Below are 18,213 nucleotides of genomic sequence, written 5' to 3' on the forward strand. Positions count from 1 at the left end.
TGTTTTACCAACCGGTCGCTCACTCAACGTACTGACGATGATTACGTCCGTCTCGCGACGGACAAACCTTCCTCTAATACTGTGTGAGACTTGATACTTTCGCTTGTCGGCAGACCCCGAAGGATCCACCTCGCGTCGCGCATCAAGCGCCCACACTTATCGGCTGTTAATTTTTAAAGATCGAGTCCGCATCCACCACCGAACCAGCACCACACTTCAACCACCCGGCACCGCTTCGTTCTGCGTCGCTGCATCAGCAGCAGAGAAACGAGATTATGGAGAGCGAGCGACAGGTCGTCAACCCCCTTCGCGCAATATTTTTCAGAAAGTTGAGAGACACCGAAACAGACCACCACCACAACGCCGTCAAATTAGTTAGCCATCCGATTTAATTGAGCGCTCATGAGGCAATCGTACTCGCGACGGCCAGACAGTGATCAGCGACCACACCTCCCCACCGCCTACCAGCCTAACGAGCATCCTCACTCTATATAGAGCCATGAGACACATCCGGCGCGCACCCGAAAGAAGCGTCGAAAGAACCGGAAAACCGGCATCGCCCCAAAAAACTAAAGTTTCCCCTTCACCAGCCGTCAACCAAGATATCCCGTCACTTAAATGGCCGCCGACCATGGATAACCCAGTCGAGGAACACGTCGAGGAAGCCTCGCTCGCAGCCCAAACGCCAGCTCTGAATCCGGAGAAGGTGCCGGTAGGCACGCCTCTCGATTGGCCGATCGTCGACGCCGACGGCACGCTCCTGTTCGCCAGTGGCACTATCCTGGCGACCACGGACGAGCGCAAATTCCTGTTCGGGCACTTCCGTCCGCAGCGTGGCGACTTACTGGGCACGGCCACGCCACCGCCGCTCCAGGCAGAGCCGCAAGCGGATCCCAACGGCGAACTGACGCTCAAGGACATGCATCTGGAAATCGGTGCATTGATCGGTGTGCGCTCGCAGCTCGGCAGCGGCGCGCCCATGCATCCGTGCCGCATCATCGGTTTCGCGCCGAATCATTCGCTCTTCGTCACTCCGCCGATGCATGAGGGCCGCATGCTCCCGCTGGGCGTCGGCGAAAATATCGAAATCGTCGCGATCGCCAGCCATGCGGTGTTTCGTTTCGTCTGCACGATCGAAGCGATCTGCCGCGCGCCGTTCGACTACGTCGTGCTGTCGAAGCCGGGCGTGATCCGCCGCCTGCGCGAACGCAAGTCGATCCGGGTCCGCGCGCACCTCGCGGTGCGTTTCGGCATCGGCGAAACCGGCGAATCCTATGAAGGCCTCGGACTCGCGAAAGGCATCAGCGCACTCGGCATGTCGCTGGACGCCTCGTGGACCCTGGGCGCCGTCGGCGATCGGTTGCGCGTTGCGTTCCGCCTGAAATCGAAGGATCTCGACACGGAGATCGAAACCACGGCGGTGATCCGCAACGTGCAGAAAGGCAGCGGCCCCGGCGAGCCGTCGACTCACGGGCTCGAACTCGATCAGCTCGACCCGTCCCAGCAAATGGCGATGAAAGTCTTCGTGTTCGACCGCCAGGATGACGTGGTGTATTGGTCGAGCGGTCTGAAATAAGCGCAGGCCCGTGAGCGGAACGGCCCACGCGCCGCTCAGCCCATCAGTTCTTCCGGCGTGAAACGCCGCGCGCCCCACGCATCGGCGAGCACTTCGCAGCGGCCCAGCCGGATCGCCTCGCGCTCGAAATCGACGAACACGACTTCGTCGACATCGAGCGGCCGCACTGGCATATCCCGCGTGCGGCCATCGGTCAGGATCCACAACCAGCGTTGCTGCCCGGGCTTGCGGCGCGCGCTGCTCTCCAGCAGCTCGGTTGCTCGCCGAACGCCTGCCGTCAGCGGCGTGCCGCCTCCGCCTCCCACAGGCCTCAGCCATCGCTCGTTCCACCAGCGTGGCACAGCGGGACCGAAACGCACATCCGCACCAGCGCCGCCGAAACAGACCAGCGCCGCCTCGGCACGCGCGGCGCTCGCGCGATCGAACAAGGCGATCAGCAATCCCTTGGCGAGCGCGAGACGCTGCCCGGCCAGCATGGAGCCGGAGCAATCGAGTACGAAGCAATGCAGCACGCCGCCGCGCGGCGCATCGCGCACAAAACGCAGATGCTCGGCGCGCAGCGCGTCCTGGCGCATCGCGGCGAGTGTCGGCGGCCAGTCGATGCGCTTGCCCGGTTCCCCGCTCAAGCGGCTGCGCGCACCTGCGCCCGCGCCTTGCCGCCATCGAAAACCGCTGCGCGAGTCAGCGGCGGCGCTCTTCCGATGGCTCAGCGTTTTTTTACGTTAAGCGGAATGACGCCTTTGACGTGCGTGGTCGCGGCCGGTTCGGGCGCGAGGTAGCCCCAATCGCTATCGCCGGTAGCGGCAGCCGGCGGCGCATTTCCTTCCGCAGGTGCAGAGCGGCTATGGGAAGAAGCCTCCCGCTCGACGTCCCCCTCGCGCGTCTCACCTTCCCTCTGCGACTCGCGAGCATGCCGCCGATGAACCAGCACCGCCTCAGCCACCCGATCGACATGCTCGGCCGTCACCGCGGCCGCCTGTTCGAGCGCCGCCAACGCACGCGCCGCGCGCAGCATCACGAGATCGGCGCGTAAGCCGTCCACGGCGGCGTCGATGCACAGCGCGCTGACATGCGCGTGCACGGCGTCGTCGAACGCGAGTTGCGGCAGCATGACGCGCGCCGCCCGAATCTGCTCGACGTAAGCTGTCTGCTGTTGCGCATAGCCCGCACGAAACCCCTGCGGATCCAGATCGAACGCCAACCGCGCCTTCACGATCGCCTGACGTACGCGCGGCTCGAAGCAGTTCTGCAACTCGACCATCAAGCCGAAACGGTCGATCAATTGCGGCCGCAGTTCGCCCTCTTCAGGATTCATCGTGCCGATCAGCACGAAGCTCGCGTCGTGGCTATGCGACACGCCATCGCGCTCGACGGTATTCACACCGCTCGACGCCGCGTCGAGCAACGCATCGACGAGCGCGTCGGGCAGCAGGTTGACTTCGTCCACATACAGCACGCCGCGGTGCGCCTTCGCAAGCAACCCCGGCGAGAAGCGCACCGAACCGTCGCGCAACACGGTTTCGATATCGAGCGTGCCGATCAGACGATCTTCACTCGCGCCGAGCGGCAGATTCACCAGTTGCCCTTCCGGCAACAACTCAGCGAGCGCGCGCGCCGCGGTCGATTTCGCCGTGCCGCGCGGACCGGTGACCAGCACGCCGCCCAGTCCGGGATCGATGGCGGCCAGCAGCAGCGCCTGTTGCAACGGCGCCTGCCCGATCAGCGCGGCAAAGGGAAAAGCGGGCGCACTCATCGCTGAACTCATGTTTGCATTCCTTCGATCTGCTGCTCGCTCGCGAGCAGATGCTGTTCGACTTGCGCGCGATAGTCGCCGGGCGCTTGCCACAAACCGCGCTGCATGGCTTCGAGCAGACGCTCGCAAATCGAATGCAACGCGTGCGGGTTGTGCCGCTGCAAGAACTCGCGGGTATCCGCGTCGTTCAGATAGGCATCGGTCACGAGCGCATATTGATGATCCGCGATCACGCGCGCGGTCGCATCGTAACCGTACAGATAATCGACGGTCGCGGCGATTTCCGCCGCGCCCTTATAGCCGTGACGCTTCACGCCATCGAGCCATTTCGGATTGACCACGCGCGAGCGGATCACGCGCGCGATCTCCTCGTGCAGCGTACGCACGCGCGGCGCGGCCGGATTGCTGTGGTCGGCGTGATACACGCTCGGCTGATCGCCGGCCAGATGCCGCACCGCGGCGACCATGCCGCCCTGGAACTGGTAGTAGTCGTTCGAATCGAGCAGGTCGTGCTCGCGGTTGTCCTGGTTCTGCAGCACTACGTCCAGCGCGGCGAGGCGCGTGCCGAACGCGTGACGCGCTTCTTCGCCCGCGCTCTTTTGCGTGTACGCATAACCGCCCCACGCCTGATACGCGTTCGCGAGATCGGCGTCGGTTTGCCATTGCTGCGAGTCGATCATGTCCTGCAGACCCGCGCCGTACGCGCCCGGCCTTGCGCTGAATACGCGCCAGCCGGCGCGCTTGCGCGCTTCAGCGGCGTCCATACCGCGCGCGATGAGCGCATCGCGTTCGCGCAGCACGCGTGCGCGAATCGGATTCAGGTCCTCGGGTTCGTCGAGTTCGGCGACAGCCTGCACGGCGGCGTCGAACAGATGCATGACGTTGGCGAAGGCGTCGCGGAAGAAACCGGAAACCCGCAACGTGACGTCGATCCGCGGCCGGTCGAACACCTCGATCGGCATGATTTCGAAATCGGTCACGCGATGACTGCCCGGCGCCCACTTCGGCCGCACGCCGAGCAATGCGAGCGCCTGGGCGATATCGTCGCCGCCGGTGCGCATGGTCGCGGTGCCCCAGACCGAGAGACCGATGGCGCGCGGATAATCGCCCTTCTCCTGCAAATGCCGTTCGATCAGCTGCTGGGCGGATTTCAATCCGAGCGACCAGGCGGCTTGCGTGGGAACCGCGCGCGTGTCGACCGAATAGAAGTTGCGGCCAGTGGGCAGCACATCGGGCCGGCCACGCGATGGCGATCCGCTCGGCCCCGGCGGCACGAAACGCCCTTCGAGACCACGCTTCAGTTGAAGCATTTCCTGCGGGCCGCAAGCATCGAGCCGCGGCAGCACGTCGCTGCGCAGACGCTCGATCACTTGCTGCGCTTGCGGCAAGCTGACCGCAAGAAACGGCGCTACCGATGCGTCCGTTTGATCGCCGCACACGCCACGCAGCAACTCCGCCGCCAGCAACTCCAAGCGTTCCCGCGTATCGCCGCAGTGCCGCCACGGCGCATCGCTCACGCGCTGCAGTACATCGGGACGCGGACCATCCCACACCGCCGACCAGTCCACCGACAACGGATCGAACAGATGATCCATCCGCAGATCGCGCGCCAACGCATCGATCAAACCGGCGTTGCCGCCTTGCCCGTCGCCGACAGGAAAACGTCCCAATGCCAGCAACGTATCGCTCCGCTGCACGCCATCAGGCGATTGACCGAACGTATGCAAGCCATCGCGAATCTGCGCTTCCTTCAACTCGCACAGCCACGCATCGACACGCGTGAGCAGCGCGTCTTCGTCGTCCTGTCCGTTCGGCGTCGCGAGACTCAACTCCTCATGCAACTTATGTTCGACGATGGTCGCCAGAATCGTGCGCCGCAACAGCTTTGAGCGGCGCGGGTCGACCATCAGCGCTTCATAGTATTCGTCGACCTGGCGCTCGAGGTCCTGCAACGGTCCATAACTTTCGGCGCGCGTGAGCGGCGGCATCAGGTGATCGATGATGACGGCCTGCGCGCGACGTTTCGCCTGGCTGCCCTCGCCTGGATCGTTGACGATGAACGGATACAGATGCGGCATCGGCCCGAGAATCAGATCGGGCCAGCAGGCGTTGCTCAACGCGACGCTCTTGCCGGGCAGCCATTCGAGATTGCCGTGCTTGCCGACATGCACGACCGCGTCGATACCGAACTGGTGACGCAACCAGAAATAGAACGCCAGATACGCATGCGGCGGCACGAGTTCGGCGTCGTGATAGCTCGCGTAGTCGCCTTGCACGCGCGAACGCGACGGTTGAATGCCGACGAACACCTGTCCGCAGCGCCAACCCGCGATCATGAAACGGCCGCGCCGCAGCGTCGGATCCTGCTCGGGCGAGCCCCACCGCGCGTTCAGCGCCTGCCGCGCCTCGGCGGGCAACGCATTGAAGTGCGCGAGATAGTCATCGAGCGCGAGGCTTTGCAGCGCGGGACGCAGATCGCGCACGACCGGATCGTTGGTCACGCCTTCGGTGAGCTTCTTCAACAGCGCGTCACCGTTCGCGGGCAAGTCGGCGAGACGATAGTCCTCGTCGCGCAGCATCGACAGAATGCCGACTACCGAGGCCGGCGTGTCGAGTCCCACGCCATTGCCGATGCGCCCTTCACTCATCGGATAGTTGGCGAGAATCAGCGCGAGTTTCTTGTCCGCGTTATCGAGTGAACGCAGACGGCACCAGCGCCGGCTCAGTTCGGCGAGAAAGCCCACTCGCTCGGCGTCCGGCTGATAGCGCACTACGTCGACCTGAGTGTGAGGACACCGGTACGCGAGTCCCTTGAAACTGATCGCGCGCGTGATGATGCGGCCATCCACTTCCGGCAGCGCGATATGCATGGCGATATCGCGCGAATTGAGGCCTTGATTGTCTTTGACCCAATCCTCGCGATTGCCGCCGCTCAGGATCACCTGGAACACCGGCGCATCGCCGGCGAGCGCGAGCGGCTCGGGGTCGTCGATCGCGGACGCGGCGAAGGCGGTCGTATTCAGCACCAGCGCAACATCGTGCCGCGCGCACAGCGACTGCACGACATCGCGGCTCATCGCATCTTTCAGCGAGGTGATCGCGATCGGCAATGGATTCAGTCCTTGCGACTCGAGCGCGTCGATCAGCGCGTCGAACACGGCCGTATTGGCCGCCTGCAGATGCGCCTTGTAGAACAGGATCGCCGCGACCGGCGCGTTCTGCCGCCAGCGCGACTGCCAGTCGGCAACCGTCGGCGTGTCACGCTCGGGATGGTAGAGCGTCGCGGCCGGCAACGCGCGCGGCGGCGCGGGCTCGCGTCCCCAACCAAAAACGCGGTGCGCAATGCAGCGCAGAAACGCCTCGGCATTTTGCGGGCCGCCTTCACGCAGATAGCGCCAAAGCTGATGGCACAGATCGGCGCTCGCGGTGCTGCGCGCGAGCAGGTTCGGATCTTCCTGCAGATCGCCGGAGAACATCGCGAGCGTCTGCTGCCTGCGCTCGGCGAGCGCCACCACCTGCTCGATACCGTAAGGCCAATACGCCTCGCCGCCGAGGTGATCGACCACCACCACACGTGCATGCTGCAAGACGTCTTCGACATAGAAATCGACAGACGCAGGTTGCCGCAAATACGTGACGTTCGCGAGCCGTACGCTCGGGAAGCCCTCACCCAGGCGCGGAAAAACGCTCGCGAGCAGCGACAGCGTGGTATCGGCGGAACTGAGCACCACGATATCCGCGGGCTGCTGATCGATACGGATCACGCCTTGCGTATCGTCAACAAAACCGCCCGGCGTGGTACGCAGCAGATGCATGAGCGCTTACGCCTGTTGCGTTTCGACGCTCGACGGCACGCCGAGCGCCGCGTCGAACGCACGCTGCAACCCGGCCTGATCGAGGTCCTCGCCGATCAGCACGAAGCGGCTCGGGCCGCTTTCGCCGGCTTGCCAGCGTCGATCGAAATAGCTGTCGAAGCGGCGGCCCACGCCCTGAATCACCAGACGCATCGCCGCGCCCGGCAGCGCCGCGAAACCTTTGACGCGGTAAATCGTGTTGGTTTCGACGAGCTGTTGCAGCGCGGCGATCACCGCCTCGCGCGACAACACGTTTGCCTGCACGACCACCGAATCGAACTCGTCGTGATGGTGGTCGGCATCGTCGGTGGAACCGTGGTGATCGTGGCGCAAGTGGATCGTGTCCTCCGACGCCGCTTCGAGGCCCAGCAATGTGTGCAGATCGAGCTGGCCCATATGCGCGCGCACGATCTTCACTTGCGGCGGAATCTCTTCGCGGATCGACACTTCAACCGCGCCTTGCTGCTCGTCGTCGAGCAAATCCGTCTTGTTCAGAATCACCAGATCGGCCGCGGACAACTGATCTTCAAACAGTTCATGCAGCGGCGACTCGTGATCGAGATTCGGATCGGCCTTGCGTTGCGCATCCACGGCGACGGGGTTGTCGGCAAACTGACCGCTCGCCGCGGCGGGGCCGTCCACCACGGTGACCACGGCATCCACGGTGAAACTGTTCTTGATCTGCGGCCAGTTGAAGGCCTGCACCAGTGGTTTCGGCAACGCGAGTCCCGACGTCTCGATCAGCACGTGATCGATCTGATCGCGGCGCTCCACGAGCTTTTCCATCACCGGAAAAAACTCTTCCTGGACGGTGCAGCACAAGCAGCCGTTTGCCAGTTCATACAGTTGGCCTTCGGCTTCGACGCCGTTTTCATCGCAACCGATTCCACAACCCTTGAGGATTTCCCCATCGATGCCGAGCTCGCCGAACTCGTTGACGATCACCGCGATGCGCTTGCCGCCCGCATGCTGAAGAATATGCCGCAGCAGCGTGGTCTTGCCGCTGCCGAGAAAACCCGTGACGATGGTGACGGGGATCTTGCGCATTTGAGTTTGCATCGTGAGGTCCATCCGTAGGAGTTGCATGTGCACGCCGCTGTGTCTGGATGTCTGTCTGCATACGCCGGGCAAAACGGGGCACAGGCCCGGCCAGCCACGACGATAACAAAACACGGGGACGAACGACGGCGTTGCCACGACAACGGAAAAACAGAAAGCGGGAATGAGGTCATGAACGCAGCGCCGCATCCCCGCGGCGTTCGTCCTTCGTTATCTGGCCGGTATCCGGGCTGGCGAAAGCGCCGCTTCCCCTTCCCGGACGAGTGATTTCTCGCCCAGTGGTGATATGCCGACGCGACCTTGCGCGTAGGCATCGAAGCCGGCTCCGCGGCGCTAATCAACTGAACTTAGCACCACATTTCGCTTACCGTTGCGGGGGCAGCACAGGTTGACCCGATCCATGGCAGGCGGGCACCCTGTTTCCCGTTTAACTGCATGCGCACGAGCGCGCACACGAGCACCAAAGTGCGTGCGAGTGTAGGCCCGCGGCCCGGTGCCGTCAAGGAAACACAGGCCGCAAGCGCTTATCGGACGGGGCGCCATGTGCTATCGTATGCGCGCGTTTGGTGCCCGCACATGCATTCGCGTGTGCAGTTAAACGGGAAACAGGCAGCGCTCCATGCGCTCAACCTGTGCTGTCCCCGCAACGGTAAGCGACCTGCGGCGCAACCTTGAGTTGTCTTGCGCCGCGCATGCGTTTTTTCGATGCCACTGTCCGGCACATTCCAGCGAATGCGGACGGGAAGGCAAAGCGCATGAGGCCGCCAGCCCGGATACCGGCCAGACGCGGAGGCGGCGAACGTCATGCCGCCAGCCGCCGGAATCCGCGAGGGACGGATGTGAAGGCGCTGAAGCACGAGGTGGCGCGTTCGTATGCGTGTTCCTGGAGGAACCGTCACGAGCCGCGCGTGTCGCCGTGCCTGAATCCGTCGTACCGCATGCCCCCAAAGTCCGCCATCTGGCGACCCTTCGCGCTTTGTCCCTCCCCGCTTGTCACGACATGGCGCTCGCCATGTACGCCACGATGACCCGCGCCTGGCTGATCGGCGCCGGCCCCGGCGACGTCGAACTCATGACCATCAAGGCCACCCGTGCATTGGCGCAAGCCGATGTGGTGCTGGTCGACGATCTGGTGAATCCCGAGGTGTTGCAGTTCGCGCGCGCCGACGCGCTCGTCGTCTACGTCGGCAAACGCGGCGGCCACCCGTCCACACCGCAGGACGGCATCGTCGCGCAGTTGCTCGAGCATGTACGGGCCGGGCGCAGCGTCGCGCGTTTGAAGGGTGGCGATCCGTTCGTATTCGGCCGTGGTGGCGAAGAACAGCAGGCGCTGCACGCGGCGGGCATCGAGGTGGAAGTCATCAACGGTATTACGGCGGGGATCGCGGCGCCGGCGGCGATCGGCATTCCGGTCACGCATCGCGATCACGCGCAGGGCGTGGTGTTCGTCACCGGACACGGCGCGGGCAGCGGCGAGCCGGACTGGGCCGCGCTCGTGGCCACGCGCATGACGCTCGTGATCTACATGGGCATGCGGCGGCTCAATGATATCGTCGGCGCGTTGCTCGCGGCCGGCATGAGCACCGACACGCCGTGCGCGGCGATCGAATCGGCTACGCGTCCCGAGCAACGCCATGCGCTCGCGCGGCTCGGCGAATTCGCCGACACCGTCGCGCGCGCCGGGCTCGGCTCGCCGGCGATCGTGGTGATCGGCGGTGTGGCGTCGCTCGCGTTGGCGCGCGCGGCGGCGCATGCCGACGCCGCCGCGCCTTCTGTGGATGGAGCGGATACGCAATGAAAACGCTGAGCGTCGGCATCGGTTGCCGTTTGCACAGCCCGGCTGAGCAGATCGAAGCCGCGGTGTGCGCCGCGCTCGGCGCGCATTCGTTCGACGAAATCCATACCGTCGCCTCGCTCGACACCAAAGCCCACGAAGCGGGCCTGCTCGAATTCTGCGCACGTCATGCGCTGACGCTGACATTCTTCAGCCTGGATCAGATCGCGTCGATGCCCTTGGCGGAGCCTTCGGCGGCAGTGCGCGAGCATCTCGGCGTGGACGGCGTCTGCGAACCGTGTGCGCTGCTCGGCGCGACGGCCGGGCTCGGTGAAACCGCTGCATTAAATTCGCTTCGCGCCCGGCTCCTCGTGCGCAAAACCGTCCATTCCGGCGTAACCGTCGCGATCGCCTCGACCGCCGCGCCCGCCGACCGCGAACACCCAAACAACGACACTCAGGAACAGGACCTGCCATGAAGACCGACCCCGAATCGGCTAAACCAACCTTGTCATAAAGGCTTCCGGTCGGGAATAAGTATTTTATAAGCACTGACTTTGGAATTGAAAAGGAGATCGGGATGGCGGATACAGCTTTGGCCGGAACCTTGGTGGGCGGGGCAATTAGCCTCACAAGCACCGTGGTCGCCACCTTTGGTATGGAGTGGATCAAGCAACGACGCGACGCCCGTAACCTTGCTTTTGCATTCCACGGCGGTATCTCGGCGATCCTTGCCATCGTGAGCGAACGTCGATACGAGTCTCATGTGGCAGCAATGATCGCCGCAGCCCGCACGGGACAAACAATTGGAGCATTCAAGGTCCGCGCGCAGCGCAACTACGTCGAACTGTATTCAAAAAACATCGATCGCATCGGCATGCTCCATCCTTCCCTGGCCGAGCGAATTCCGACGTTCTATATTTGCGTGAACTCCCTGCTGGAAGACATCGACTCAATGTATGCCGGGGACCACGACCGACTTTCCCAAGACGAACTGCTAACGTTCTATATCAACTTCCAAGACTTGCTCAGTAAGACAGTCAATCTCGGACGTCACATCTTGGCGCTCGTCGCGGAAAAATACCCTTCGAGTTCGTTTTGGAACTTCCTCCCGGGTTAGCAGACTTCTCCTAAGCGATTCTCCGCGATCGGCACTCTCGAGACGATCATCGTGGGCTAGGACACTTCGATGGCCAGGAGATCATCGGCATCGTCATGCCGCCATTCGGTGCTCGTAGTATGGTCGCTCCCGATCCTCAAGAATGGCATCCATCTCGCGCAGACGAAACGGCTCCGGGTTCAGCCAAGCATCGAGATTATTCGGTTTGATCGGAACAATGCAGCGGTCATGACCGGCGGCCGCGACCTCGGGCGGCGGTTCGTCGGTAATCGCGGCAAATGATAGGAGGTCCGGCTCCCCGGGTATCTGTGTCCGCGACCATAGGCACGCGACCAGCATCTGTTGCGGTGGCGTGGGATCGAACTCAAGCACCACGTTCATGCCGTCACGATCGACGTTCTCGTAGAAGCGGTTGACGAGCATGATCCCGTGGTTGTAGCCGAACAGTTTCCCCCACACACGCTTCAGGTTATTCCGCCGGGCGTTGTACGTCCCCGGCTTCTCCCTCTCCATCGCCTCGGTCCATCCCGGTAGCCGGCAGCGATAACGCATCGGAACAACGACGCGGCGCCCGTCCTCGACGATCATCACAGGCGCATACCAGCCGGGATAGATGCGTGAGTCGGAATCCTTCAATGTGGTGCGCTTCAAGTCACCGAGCCGGCGCACCGCGGCGTCAATCTTGTCGGTGGCGATCCGCTTGCTTTCGGTGGCCGCTTTCGTCGTCTTCGTTTCCAGAATGCGCTCCGCATCGGCAAGCCGCGTGCGCTGCTTGAATAGCTCCTGCTCAAGCTTCGTAGCGCGCTGAGAATTGTTTTCAGAGATCAACGCCAAGACGCGCTTCTCATCGTCGCTCTGAGCACTCAAAAACGCGGCCTCCATGGCCAGCGGGAGTTTCAGATCTCGACCGCCATGCTCCCAGTACAGATTCGCGAACTCCCGGATGCTCAGCGCGGCGCCAAACATCTTCACGTACTTCTTGTAATCCGCCTCAATTTGAGCTGAGTAGCACATAGGTGCCTCCCTTGGAATTTTCCATGATAGTGCCATGCGCAAACTGGTAAGTCTTGGCTATACTACTGTACATCCATACAGTATTTCGCGACCAGCAATGCGTCATCGCCGCCCGCTAACCGCCACCGAGCTAGCTGAACTCTACGACCGAGATCCGTCGCCGACGGTGCTCAGGCTGCTCCAGGAGATCCACAGATTGCGGGCAACGATCATGCGAGCCGACCAGATCCGGAAGATGATCGGGAGCGGTGGAAGTGCTTATGTGGCGGACGCGGTGTGGGAATGTTTCGAGCGCGAACTTGATGCTGAGCCATGCCTCACCGACCGGCTTACACCGCGGCAGCAAAAGATCAGCGATGCGTGTACGCGACGGCTCGATGAGTGGCGGAAAAATGGTCGCAGGGGATAGCGAGCCGAACCAACGCGAAATCATCCAAAGGGAGATGACATGTACGTCGACGAGTTGAAGGGGAGATTGCTCGATTACTGGGTGGCCCGTGCGGAGGGCATCTCAGATATCAGGACCGTGGGCGAGACCGCGCCGGAGTATCGGTTTTCGTCCGACCCGGCTTTGGCAACGCCAATCATTGAACGAGAGCGCATCTACATTGGCTCAATTTGCGATGCGGTCCTAGGCAACCAATCGATCGCATGTATCGGGCAAGCGAATGGAAGCCGCCTACCCTTTTCGTCGGATTGCTTTAGCCTCGGCGACACCGATCTGGAGGCCGCGATGAGATGCTATGTCTCCAGTAGGTACGGGCCGGACGTCGCCTAAGATCGGTCTCGCTATCGGCTCGTACTTACGGCGCTGATCAGTTGCAGTGCGAACTCGACATCGCGCTTAAGTGCTGCAGCCTCGCCTTCTCCAGATACCTTCGCCATGGCGACGGAGACGCGCTTGAGGACATCCTCGGCGCGATCGACTGTGCTCCACAAAACAGCATTCTGCTTGCGCAACCCGTCTTCGACTGCCGTGTCGCGCCCTTCGATTTTTTGGAGGATCGCGTCTGCGGAACTGTTGCGTGGATTGTGTTTGAGTCGGACGAGGATTTCGGCGTTAACAGTCAGTCCGACCTCGGTCGCTGCGCTCTGAATTTCGGCGTGCAGGCTGCGAGGCAGGCGGAGCGATGTTTTGATGGTGTCGTCGATCGGCATGCGGCGGATTCTAACGACCCGCAATATACACGGCTACAAACCGGTGCCTAAACCACGAAGTACCTAGGCAATTGACTCCTTTTCGGCGCTTGTTTTACAAAAACAATGATCCATAATGACGCATCATAGCCGTGTACGTGTAGTCAATACGATGGTACTCATGGGCGCGAAGGTCGGCACCAGTTGATACCGACGACCAGGTAAAAAACACCCGTCGCCAGTTCCTTCCTCAGTAATTTGTCGCTTGCACTTCGCGCCCCGCTAAGATAGCCTTATACGGCTACAAATATTCATACTTATCCGGGCAGATTTGGGGTGCCCGTTGCGTTGAATTCAAGGCATGAAGGCGTCCGCCACCCGACCTGAGAGCTTTAAAAACGATGAAAAACGCCACAATACGCAACGTGATCGCCTCCAACATCGAGCGCCTTATGCTCGAGACGCCTGATATCCGCACTGAAGCCGAGTTAGCGGCTCGCGCCCGTGTTACCAAGTCCACCGTGCAGAGAATTCTCCGGGGCTTTATTGATGCAAACGTGGATGTGCTCGACGCCATCGCCAAGGCTTTGAATGTCAGCGCCAGCGTCCTTCTCGCGCCCCCCGCGACACCCTCTGATCCCATTTCGATGTATCGAGACCGGATCGCCGCTCTTCCAGCCGATCAGCAGCAACGAATCCAAGACTTCATCGACTCGGTTTCCGCTAAGTACGAAGAGCAAGCGGTCCTCTGACTCGACCAGCCGTCCGCATGCCAAGTGCCAAGCCGGTGCTGCAAAACAAATTACAGACCAGAAAGACAAACTGCCGGTAGAAATTCGTGAAGATCTACCGGCAAATTTTCTTGACACTTTAGCCATATACGCATAATAATAATCTCACACGATTCACAGGAGAGGACGTGCTTCGATATCTGCTAGCGCTGATTCGCTGCCTGTTCGCTCCCACGCTTGCGATGTCAGAGGGTGTCGCAGCCACGGCTCTCTCGACCTTTCCTTACCCGGCGCGCCCGGGACTTCGAAGATCGCCCGCGTGGGCCTTGGACTACGGCTAACTGATGGGGAAATGCGCTGGCTGGCGCCGCCCGGCTCCCCACACAGCAAGACCGGGAAAACTTAACTGCAGTAATTCCCAGATAGGCAATTGAACACCGTGGTGGCTCGATGAGCCTCCACACCACTGGCGACTGAACTGCCGTCAGCGGTGTGGGAATCCACCCACCTTTACGCAGCATCACGAATTGGAGAATTCCGTGCGCAAATCACTGCTTTTGAAGGCCCTACTCCTCGCAGCGTTCCCGATGTTCGCCGTCGAAGACGAAGCCACCGGCGCTGCGCCGAGCAGCACCGGACCGGCCGCCGATGCGGCCGCAGATCCCGCGGCGGACTCGACCGCTGCCACGACGCAGGTCCAGATCGATCCGCCGGTCGTGGTGCTGGATACCTCGGCGACGGCACCTGCGGTGAATACGTCCGCGTCCGCCGTGGATGCTCTCGCAGCCGACCAAATCGCACCGGAGACGCTCGTCACCAGCGCTGGACCGTCCGACGAGCCGGCGGTCGATGCCGGCCAAAGCGAAGCTGCCGCTCCGATCGTGCAAACGCCGACGCCCATCGCTCAACCTGGCGGCGCAGACGATCCGGTACTTGAAACGGTGAAGACGCCGGCCCACAACGTCGCGGAAGAAATCCAAGAGCAGATCAAAAAACTGGAGCAACTGCCGGCGGAAGTAGCCGCATGGTTCGAGAACAAGTTCATCGAACTGGCCGGCCACATCAAGGCGTTGCTCTAAGCAGTCAGGACGCACCCCGAGAGGGCCGCGCTGCAGCGATACGCAGCACTCTATCTGGCGCGCGAGCGCTGTGCGCCAGATAGATGGTCCGCCCCGAATGTCAGTCGCTAAGCCTCTGGCCATTGGCCTCCGCCTGCAGTGATTGCTGGACACCCGGCTCAAAATTGCCTCGATGTTGCAGGGGCCTGACGAGTCGCCGTCACGAGGGTAAGCGGCAGATCGAATTGCAGCAGGAAAGGCTCAATAGTCCAGCCAAGAATGTGACGCGCAAAGTAGGCCTCCGCATAGCTTTCGGGCGATTGCATGCTGAAACGGCTAGGAACAATACGGCGGTGAGAGGGCGAGGACCGAAGCTACTGCGGCGAGCGGGGTAAGAGCCCGCACCAGTTCTAAAGCGGGATTAGCCGAATGGTTTAAGGCAGTGGATTTCCAATCCTCCCACGCGCGTTCGATTCGCGCATCCCGCTCCAGATACACCACCGCGAGGCAGTAAAGCCCGGGGCAGCGAAGGTTGTGCGTAAGACCCCTGGCAGGCAAGAAAACTTGGGCGCGGCGTTCTTGCCGCGCGAAAAATCGGCCGCAAGATCGAGCGGACGCACGAGTCTCGTAACGTGCCGCCTCATCCTCGTAAGGGATGACTTTCAAGTGTGGGCGTTTGGCGGCAGCCGGTGGGCGCGGCTGCATCGGTCCTTCCTTCTTGGTGAGAACGCTGCCATATGCGAGCGTCAAGCGCCCGCGCTTGAGAGTAAGAAGAACATGGATGGCGACTGGAAGTTTGCGGACGGCGCGAACACACCTTCCAAATCAGTGGCCATTCTTGTGGGTGCAAAAGCGGATGCGCAGCGCTGGTTAGCAATCAGCGTTTTTCCGGTGAACGACGTACGAAATCCCGGTTAGACGTCGGCTCGGAAGAGTGCGGAACGGGCGTGGAGCGAGTAGGCCCTGCAGTTGCAAGCCCCGGTGGGCAATCCGGCGAGCTGGGGAAGAGCCAGCGCCTTCATAGCTGCTGTAGCTCAGTCTGGTAGAGCGCCCCTTTTATGGGGAGCGGAGTACATCGCGTATTGGGCGGAAGCGCCGACGCGGCGAATTATCTCCGGGCATCGGCCGGTGCGCGCGTGGGTTCAAATCCCGCCGGCAGCTCTGAGGGTCAGCGCGGAAAGCAGACGTGCCGGAGAGCAAGGCTGGAGCACTAGGCGCGAAGTGAGACGAGCAGCGACACCAGTAGGGGCGGAAGCCTGCCGAAGCCCGCTGCACGCGATGCACGTAGATGACGCGGAGTACCAGAGCCGGAGTAGCGACCGGCACCCTCTTCACCTAATCAGGAGTTTTCATGCTGCGAGACATCCGGACTCACGAAACCGACGACCTCAACAAAAACGTTTCGATCCTGGTCCTCGACGATCCGGATCCAGTATCGCGTGCAAGCCACTCATATTCAGTGGCAATCCCGGGAAAGCAGTCGACACTGATCCGCTTCCAGCACGGCAACCCTTCTGTCGAAATCAACGGCCTTACGAACGAGGTATTGCTCGCAATCATGGCCGACCGTCTGGAGGATTTTCAGCGTGGCCCTTTCGCCTGCCGAGAAAATGCCGACATGCTCGCCCACATTGAAGGCGCACTCTCTGCATGTCAGGCGCGCGCAGCACGCGTCGCTCTCGAACAGAACAGAACAGAACAGAATGAACCCGGGAATCCGCTCAGCCGATGAGCGCTGTGGACGGGTAAATCCACAGGTAGCATCCCGTTTCGCAGAGGCGCGTATCGGTACTCTGCGACAGGCATCCGTCAGCGCGCCAGCGTAAGCCCTCATGACGGAGATTCAGAAGTACGGAGGGCGTGCCTTTCCCCGGGGTACGCCCTTTTTATTTGGCACCGCGAAAACGGAAAAACTGATTCTAGCCGCCCATCCCCATCTTCCACACTGTTCATACGCCACGAAAGTCACTGAGTTGAGCAGTGTTGCGCTGATGGCGTAAGGGGAACTGGGGGTCGCATTCGCTCCCTACTCGACATGAGTGCTACCGCAGCAGTCAGCGCGCAAGCGTCGTCGGATGGCTGCATCCCAACCGAGACAGAGGAACTATGGAATTCACGGAATTGCTGGAGCAGATTCAAATCGAAGGCGCGGGACAAGGGGACGTCGTGTTCATTGTGACGGCGCCCGATATGCAAAGTGACGCATTCGTGAAATTCGCGAGCGCGCTTCGCTCGCACGTCGATCGCGACCGCGCCGATGGCAAGTACTTCCCGCGTTGCATCGTCATGCCGCCGGGTGTCGCGGTCGAGGTCGCGCGTGCGCAGTCTCAAGATCGTGTAGAAATCGCGGGTGGCGCTTCGTTCATCGGTCAAACTCTGGCGGCAAGCCCTGACGACGGATCCCCGCACGGCTAATGGAACCGATCAAACACTTCACGCGTAATGACGTCGGGCGAGATGTTGTCGTGGGCGACGTCCATGGATGTTTCCAGAAGCTGAGAGGCGCACTCGACGCCATCAAATTCGATGCGACCGTCGACCGTCTGTTCAGCGTCGGCGATCTCGTCGACCGCGGACCCGACAGCGATCAGGTGCTCGAATGGCTGAATAAGCCCTGGTTCCACGCCGTGCGCGGAAATCATGAGCAGATGGCGATCGATTTCGCTCGCGGCGGGATACCGGCCGATTGGTATATGCGCAATGGTGGCGGCTGGAATATCAGCAATCCGCAGCACGTCAGCGCGGAGATCGCTGACGCTTTCCACGCGTTGCCGATCGCCATCGACGTTGAGACCGTGAATGGTCTAATTGGCATCGTCCACGCGGATTGCCCGTTGCGACGCTGGCAAGACGTGCGCCTTGCGTTGACCGGATCGAACAGTGAGGCTTTCCAGGAAGCGTTGCTTTGGAGCCGAGATCGTTTTGACCAAGAGAACCGTGAGGAAGTGGAAGGCGTTCGCGCAGTGATCGTCGGTCATACTCCGCTCGTTCGATATTCGAGTCTCGGCAACACGATCTACATCGACACCGGCGCGTGGATCGCGCGCGAGAACCGGCCATTTACGATTCTCGACCTAGAGACGCTGCAGCCGGTTCATCAGCCGTCGCGTAGCCTCTCGGCCTGACAGCGCAGTAGA

At 61.8% G+C, this 18,213-nt stretch carries 16 protein-coding genes, 2 tRNA genes and 2 riboswitches; of the genes, 12 read left to right on the forward strand and 6 right to left on the reverse strand.

All coding sequences use genetic code 11. The features are described 5' to 3' along the window. The first annotated feature begins 631 nt into the window (after positions 1–631). A complete protein-coding gene (locus tag PQR32_RS38355) occupies positions 632–1,576 on the forward strand; it encodes a flagellar brake protein (protein ID WP_408240037.1) in 945 nt (314 codons plus the stop codon). A 35-nt stretch (positions 1,577–1,611) separates the two neighbouring features. Here the strand turns inward: PQR32_RS38355 and PQR32_RS38360 are convergent, their stop codons facing one another. The 4 genes from PQR32_RS38360 to cobW form a co-directional block, all read right to left on the reverse strand. Next, on the reverse strand, positions 1,612–2,151 hold the full coding sequence (locus PQR32_RS38360) for a vWA domain-containing protein (RefSeq protein WP_408240040.1): 540 nt from the start codon (positions 2,149–2,151) through the stop codon (positions 1,612–1,614). A gap of 131 nt (positions 2,152–2,282) precedes the next feature. Further along, positions 2,283–3,341: a magnesium chelatase ATPase subunit I gene (locus PQR32_RS38365; protein WP_408239942.1), complete on the reverse strand. Its 1,059-nt coding sequence runs from the start codon at positions 3,339–3,341 to the stop codon at positions 2,283–2,285. Continuing rightward, positions 3,338–7,144, reverse strand: coding sequence for a cobaltochelatase subunit CobN (cobN, locus tag PQR32_RS38370; RefSeq protein ID WP_408239945.1), 3,807 nt, complete (start codon positions 7,142–7,144; stop codon positions 3,338–3,340). The genes PQR32_RS38365 and cobN overlap by 4 nt, the downstream gene beginning before the upstream one ends. A gap of 6 nt (positions 7,145–7,150) precedes the next feature. Further along, positions 7,151–8,242 (reverse strand): cobalamin biosynthesis protein CobW, encoded by a 1,092-nt coding sequence (gene cobW / locus PQR32_RS38375; protein ID WP_408239948.1) that lies wholly within the window; start codon positions 8,240–8,242, stop codon positions 7,151–7,153. A gap of 199 nt (positions 8,243–8,441) precedes the next feature. After that, a riboswitch (cobalamin riboswitch) is annotated at positions 8,442–8,722 on the reverse strand. A gap of 67 nt (positions 8,723–8,789) precedes the next feature. Further along, positions 8,790–9,041: riboswitch (cobalamin riboswitch) on the forward strand. Positions 9,042–9,266: 225 nt separating this feature from the next. Here cobW and cobA point away from each other — a divergent pair. The 3 genes from cobA to PQR32_RS38390 all read left to right on the forward strand — a co-directional run bounded on the left by cobA (position 9,267) and on the right by PQR32_RS38390 (position 11,136). Continuing rightward, positions 9,267–10,040 (forward strand): uroporphyrinogen-III C-methyltransferase, encoded by a 774-nt coding sequence (gene cobA, locus PQR32_RS38380; protein ID WP_408240043.1) that lies wholly within the window; start codon positions 9,267–9,269, stop codon positions 10,038–10,040. Next, the gene (locus PQR32_RS38385; protein ID WP_408239951.1) at positions 10,037–10,495 is read left to right on the forward strand and encodes a cobalamin biosynthesis protein; all 459 of its coding nucleotides are present in this window, start codon (positions 10,037–10,039) and stop codon (positions 10,493–10,495) included. The genes cobA and PQR32_RS38385 overlap by 4 nt, the downstream gene beginning before the upstream one ends. 101 nt (positions 10,496–10,596) lie before the next feature. Further along, positions 10,597–11,136, forward strand: a complete 540-nt coding sequence (locus PQR32_RS38390) for a hypothetical protein (RefSeq protein WP_408239954.1) — start codon at positions 10,597–10,599, stop codon at positions 11,134–11,136. Between the two features lie 93 nt (positions 11,137–11,229). Here the strand turns inward: PQR32_RS38390 and PQR32_RS38395 are convergent, their stop codons facing one another. Next, positions 11,230–12,150, reverse strand: coding sequence for an SOS response-associated peptidase family protein (locus PQR32_RS38395; RefSeq protein WP_408239957.1), 921 nt, complete (start codon positions 12,148–12,150; stop codon positions 11,230–11,232). Between the two features lie 448 nt (positions 12,151–12,598). On the opposite strand from PQR32_RS38395, the gene PQR32_RS38400 reads away from it, so the two are divergent. Then, entirely contained in the window at positions 12,599–12,928 is a 330-nt protein-coding gene (locus tag PQR32_RS38400) for a phage protein NinX family protein (RefSeq protein WP_408239960.1), read from the forward strand. An 11-nt stretch (positions 12,929–12,939) separates the two neighbouring features. Here PQR32_RS38400 and PQR32_RS38405 read toward each other — a convergent pair whose 3' ends face one another. Further along, the gene (locus PQR32_RS38405) at positions 12,940–13,308 is read right to left on the reverse strand and encodes a hypothetical protein (RefSeq protein ID WP_408239963.1); all 369 of its coding nucleotides are present in this window, start codon (positions 13,306–13,308) and stop codon (positions 12,940–12,942) included. 380 nt (positions 13,309–13,688) lie between these two features. Between PQR32_RS38405 and PQR32_RS38410 the strand changes: the two genes are divergently transcribed. The 7 genes from PQR32_RS38410 (at position 13,689) to PQR32_RS38440 (ending at position 18,201) form a co-directional block, all read left to right on the forward strand. Next, the gene (locus PQR32_RS38410) at positions 13,689–14,039 is read left to right on the forward strand and encodes a helix-turn-helix domain-containing protein (RefSeq protein WP_408239966.1); all 351 of its coding nucleotides are present in this window, start codon (positions 13,689–13,691) and stop codon (positions 14,037–14,039) included. 518 nt (positions 14,040–14,557) lie between these two features. Continuing rightward, a complete protein-coding gene (locus PQR32_RS38415) occupies positions 14,558–15,097 on the forward strand; it encodes a hypothetical protein (protein WP_408239969.1) in 540 nt (179 codons plus the stop codon). 394 nt (positions 15,098–15,491) lie between these two features. Then, positions 15,492–15,567 (forward strand) — tRNA-Gly (locus PQR32_RS38420). 532 nt (positions 15,568–16,099) lie between these two features. Beyond that, positions 16,100–16,237: transfer RNA gene (locus PQR32_RS38425), tRNA-OTHER, on the forward strand. A gap of 190 nt (positions 16,238–16,427) precedes the next feature. After that, entirely contained in the window at positions 16,428–16,808 is a 381-nt protein-coding gene (locus PQR32_RS38430) for an Acb2/Tad1 domain-containing protein (protein ID WP_408239972.1), read from the forward strand. A gap of 374 nt (positions 16,809–17,182) precedes the next feature. Then, entirely contained in the window at positions 17,183–17,491 is a 309-nt protein-coding gene (locus PQR32_RS38435; protein WP_408239974.1) for a hypothetical protein, read from the forward strand. Beyond that, positions 17,491–18,201, forward strand: coding sequence for a metallophosphoesterase (locus PQR32_RS38440; RefSeq protein WP_408239977.1), 711 nt, complete (start codon positions 17,491–17,493; stop codon positions 18,199–18,201). The genes PQR32_RS38435 and PQR32_RS38440 overlap by 1 nt, the downstream gene beginning before the upstream one ends. The last annotated feature ends 12 nt before the right edge of the window (positions 18,202–18,213 follow it).

This window comes from Paraburkholderia dipogonis (assembly GCF_046027395.1).
Taxonomy (GTDB): Bacteria; Pseudomonadota; Gammaproteobacteria; order Burkholderiales; family Burkholderiaceae; genus Paraburkholderia; species Paraburkholderia dipogonis_A.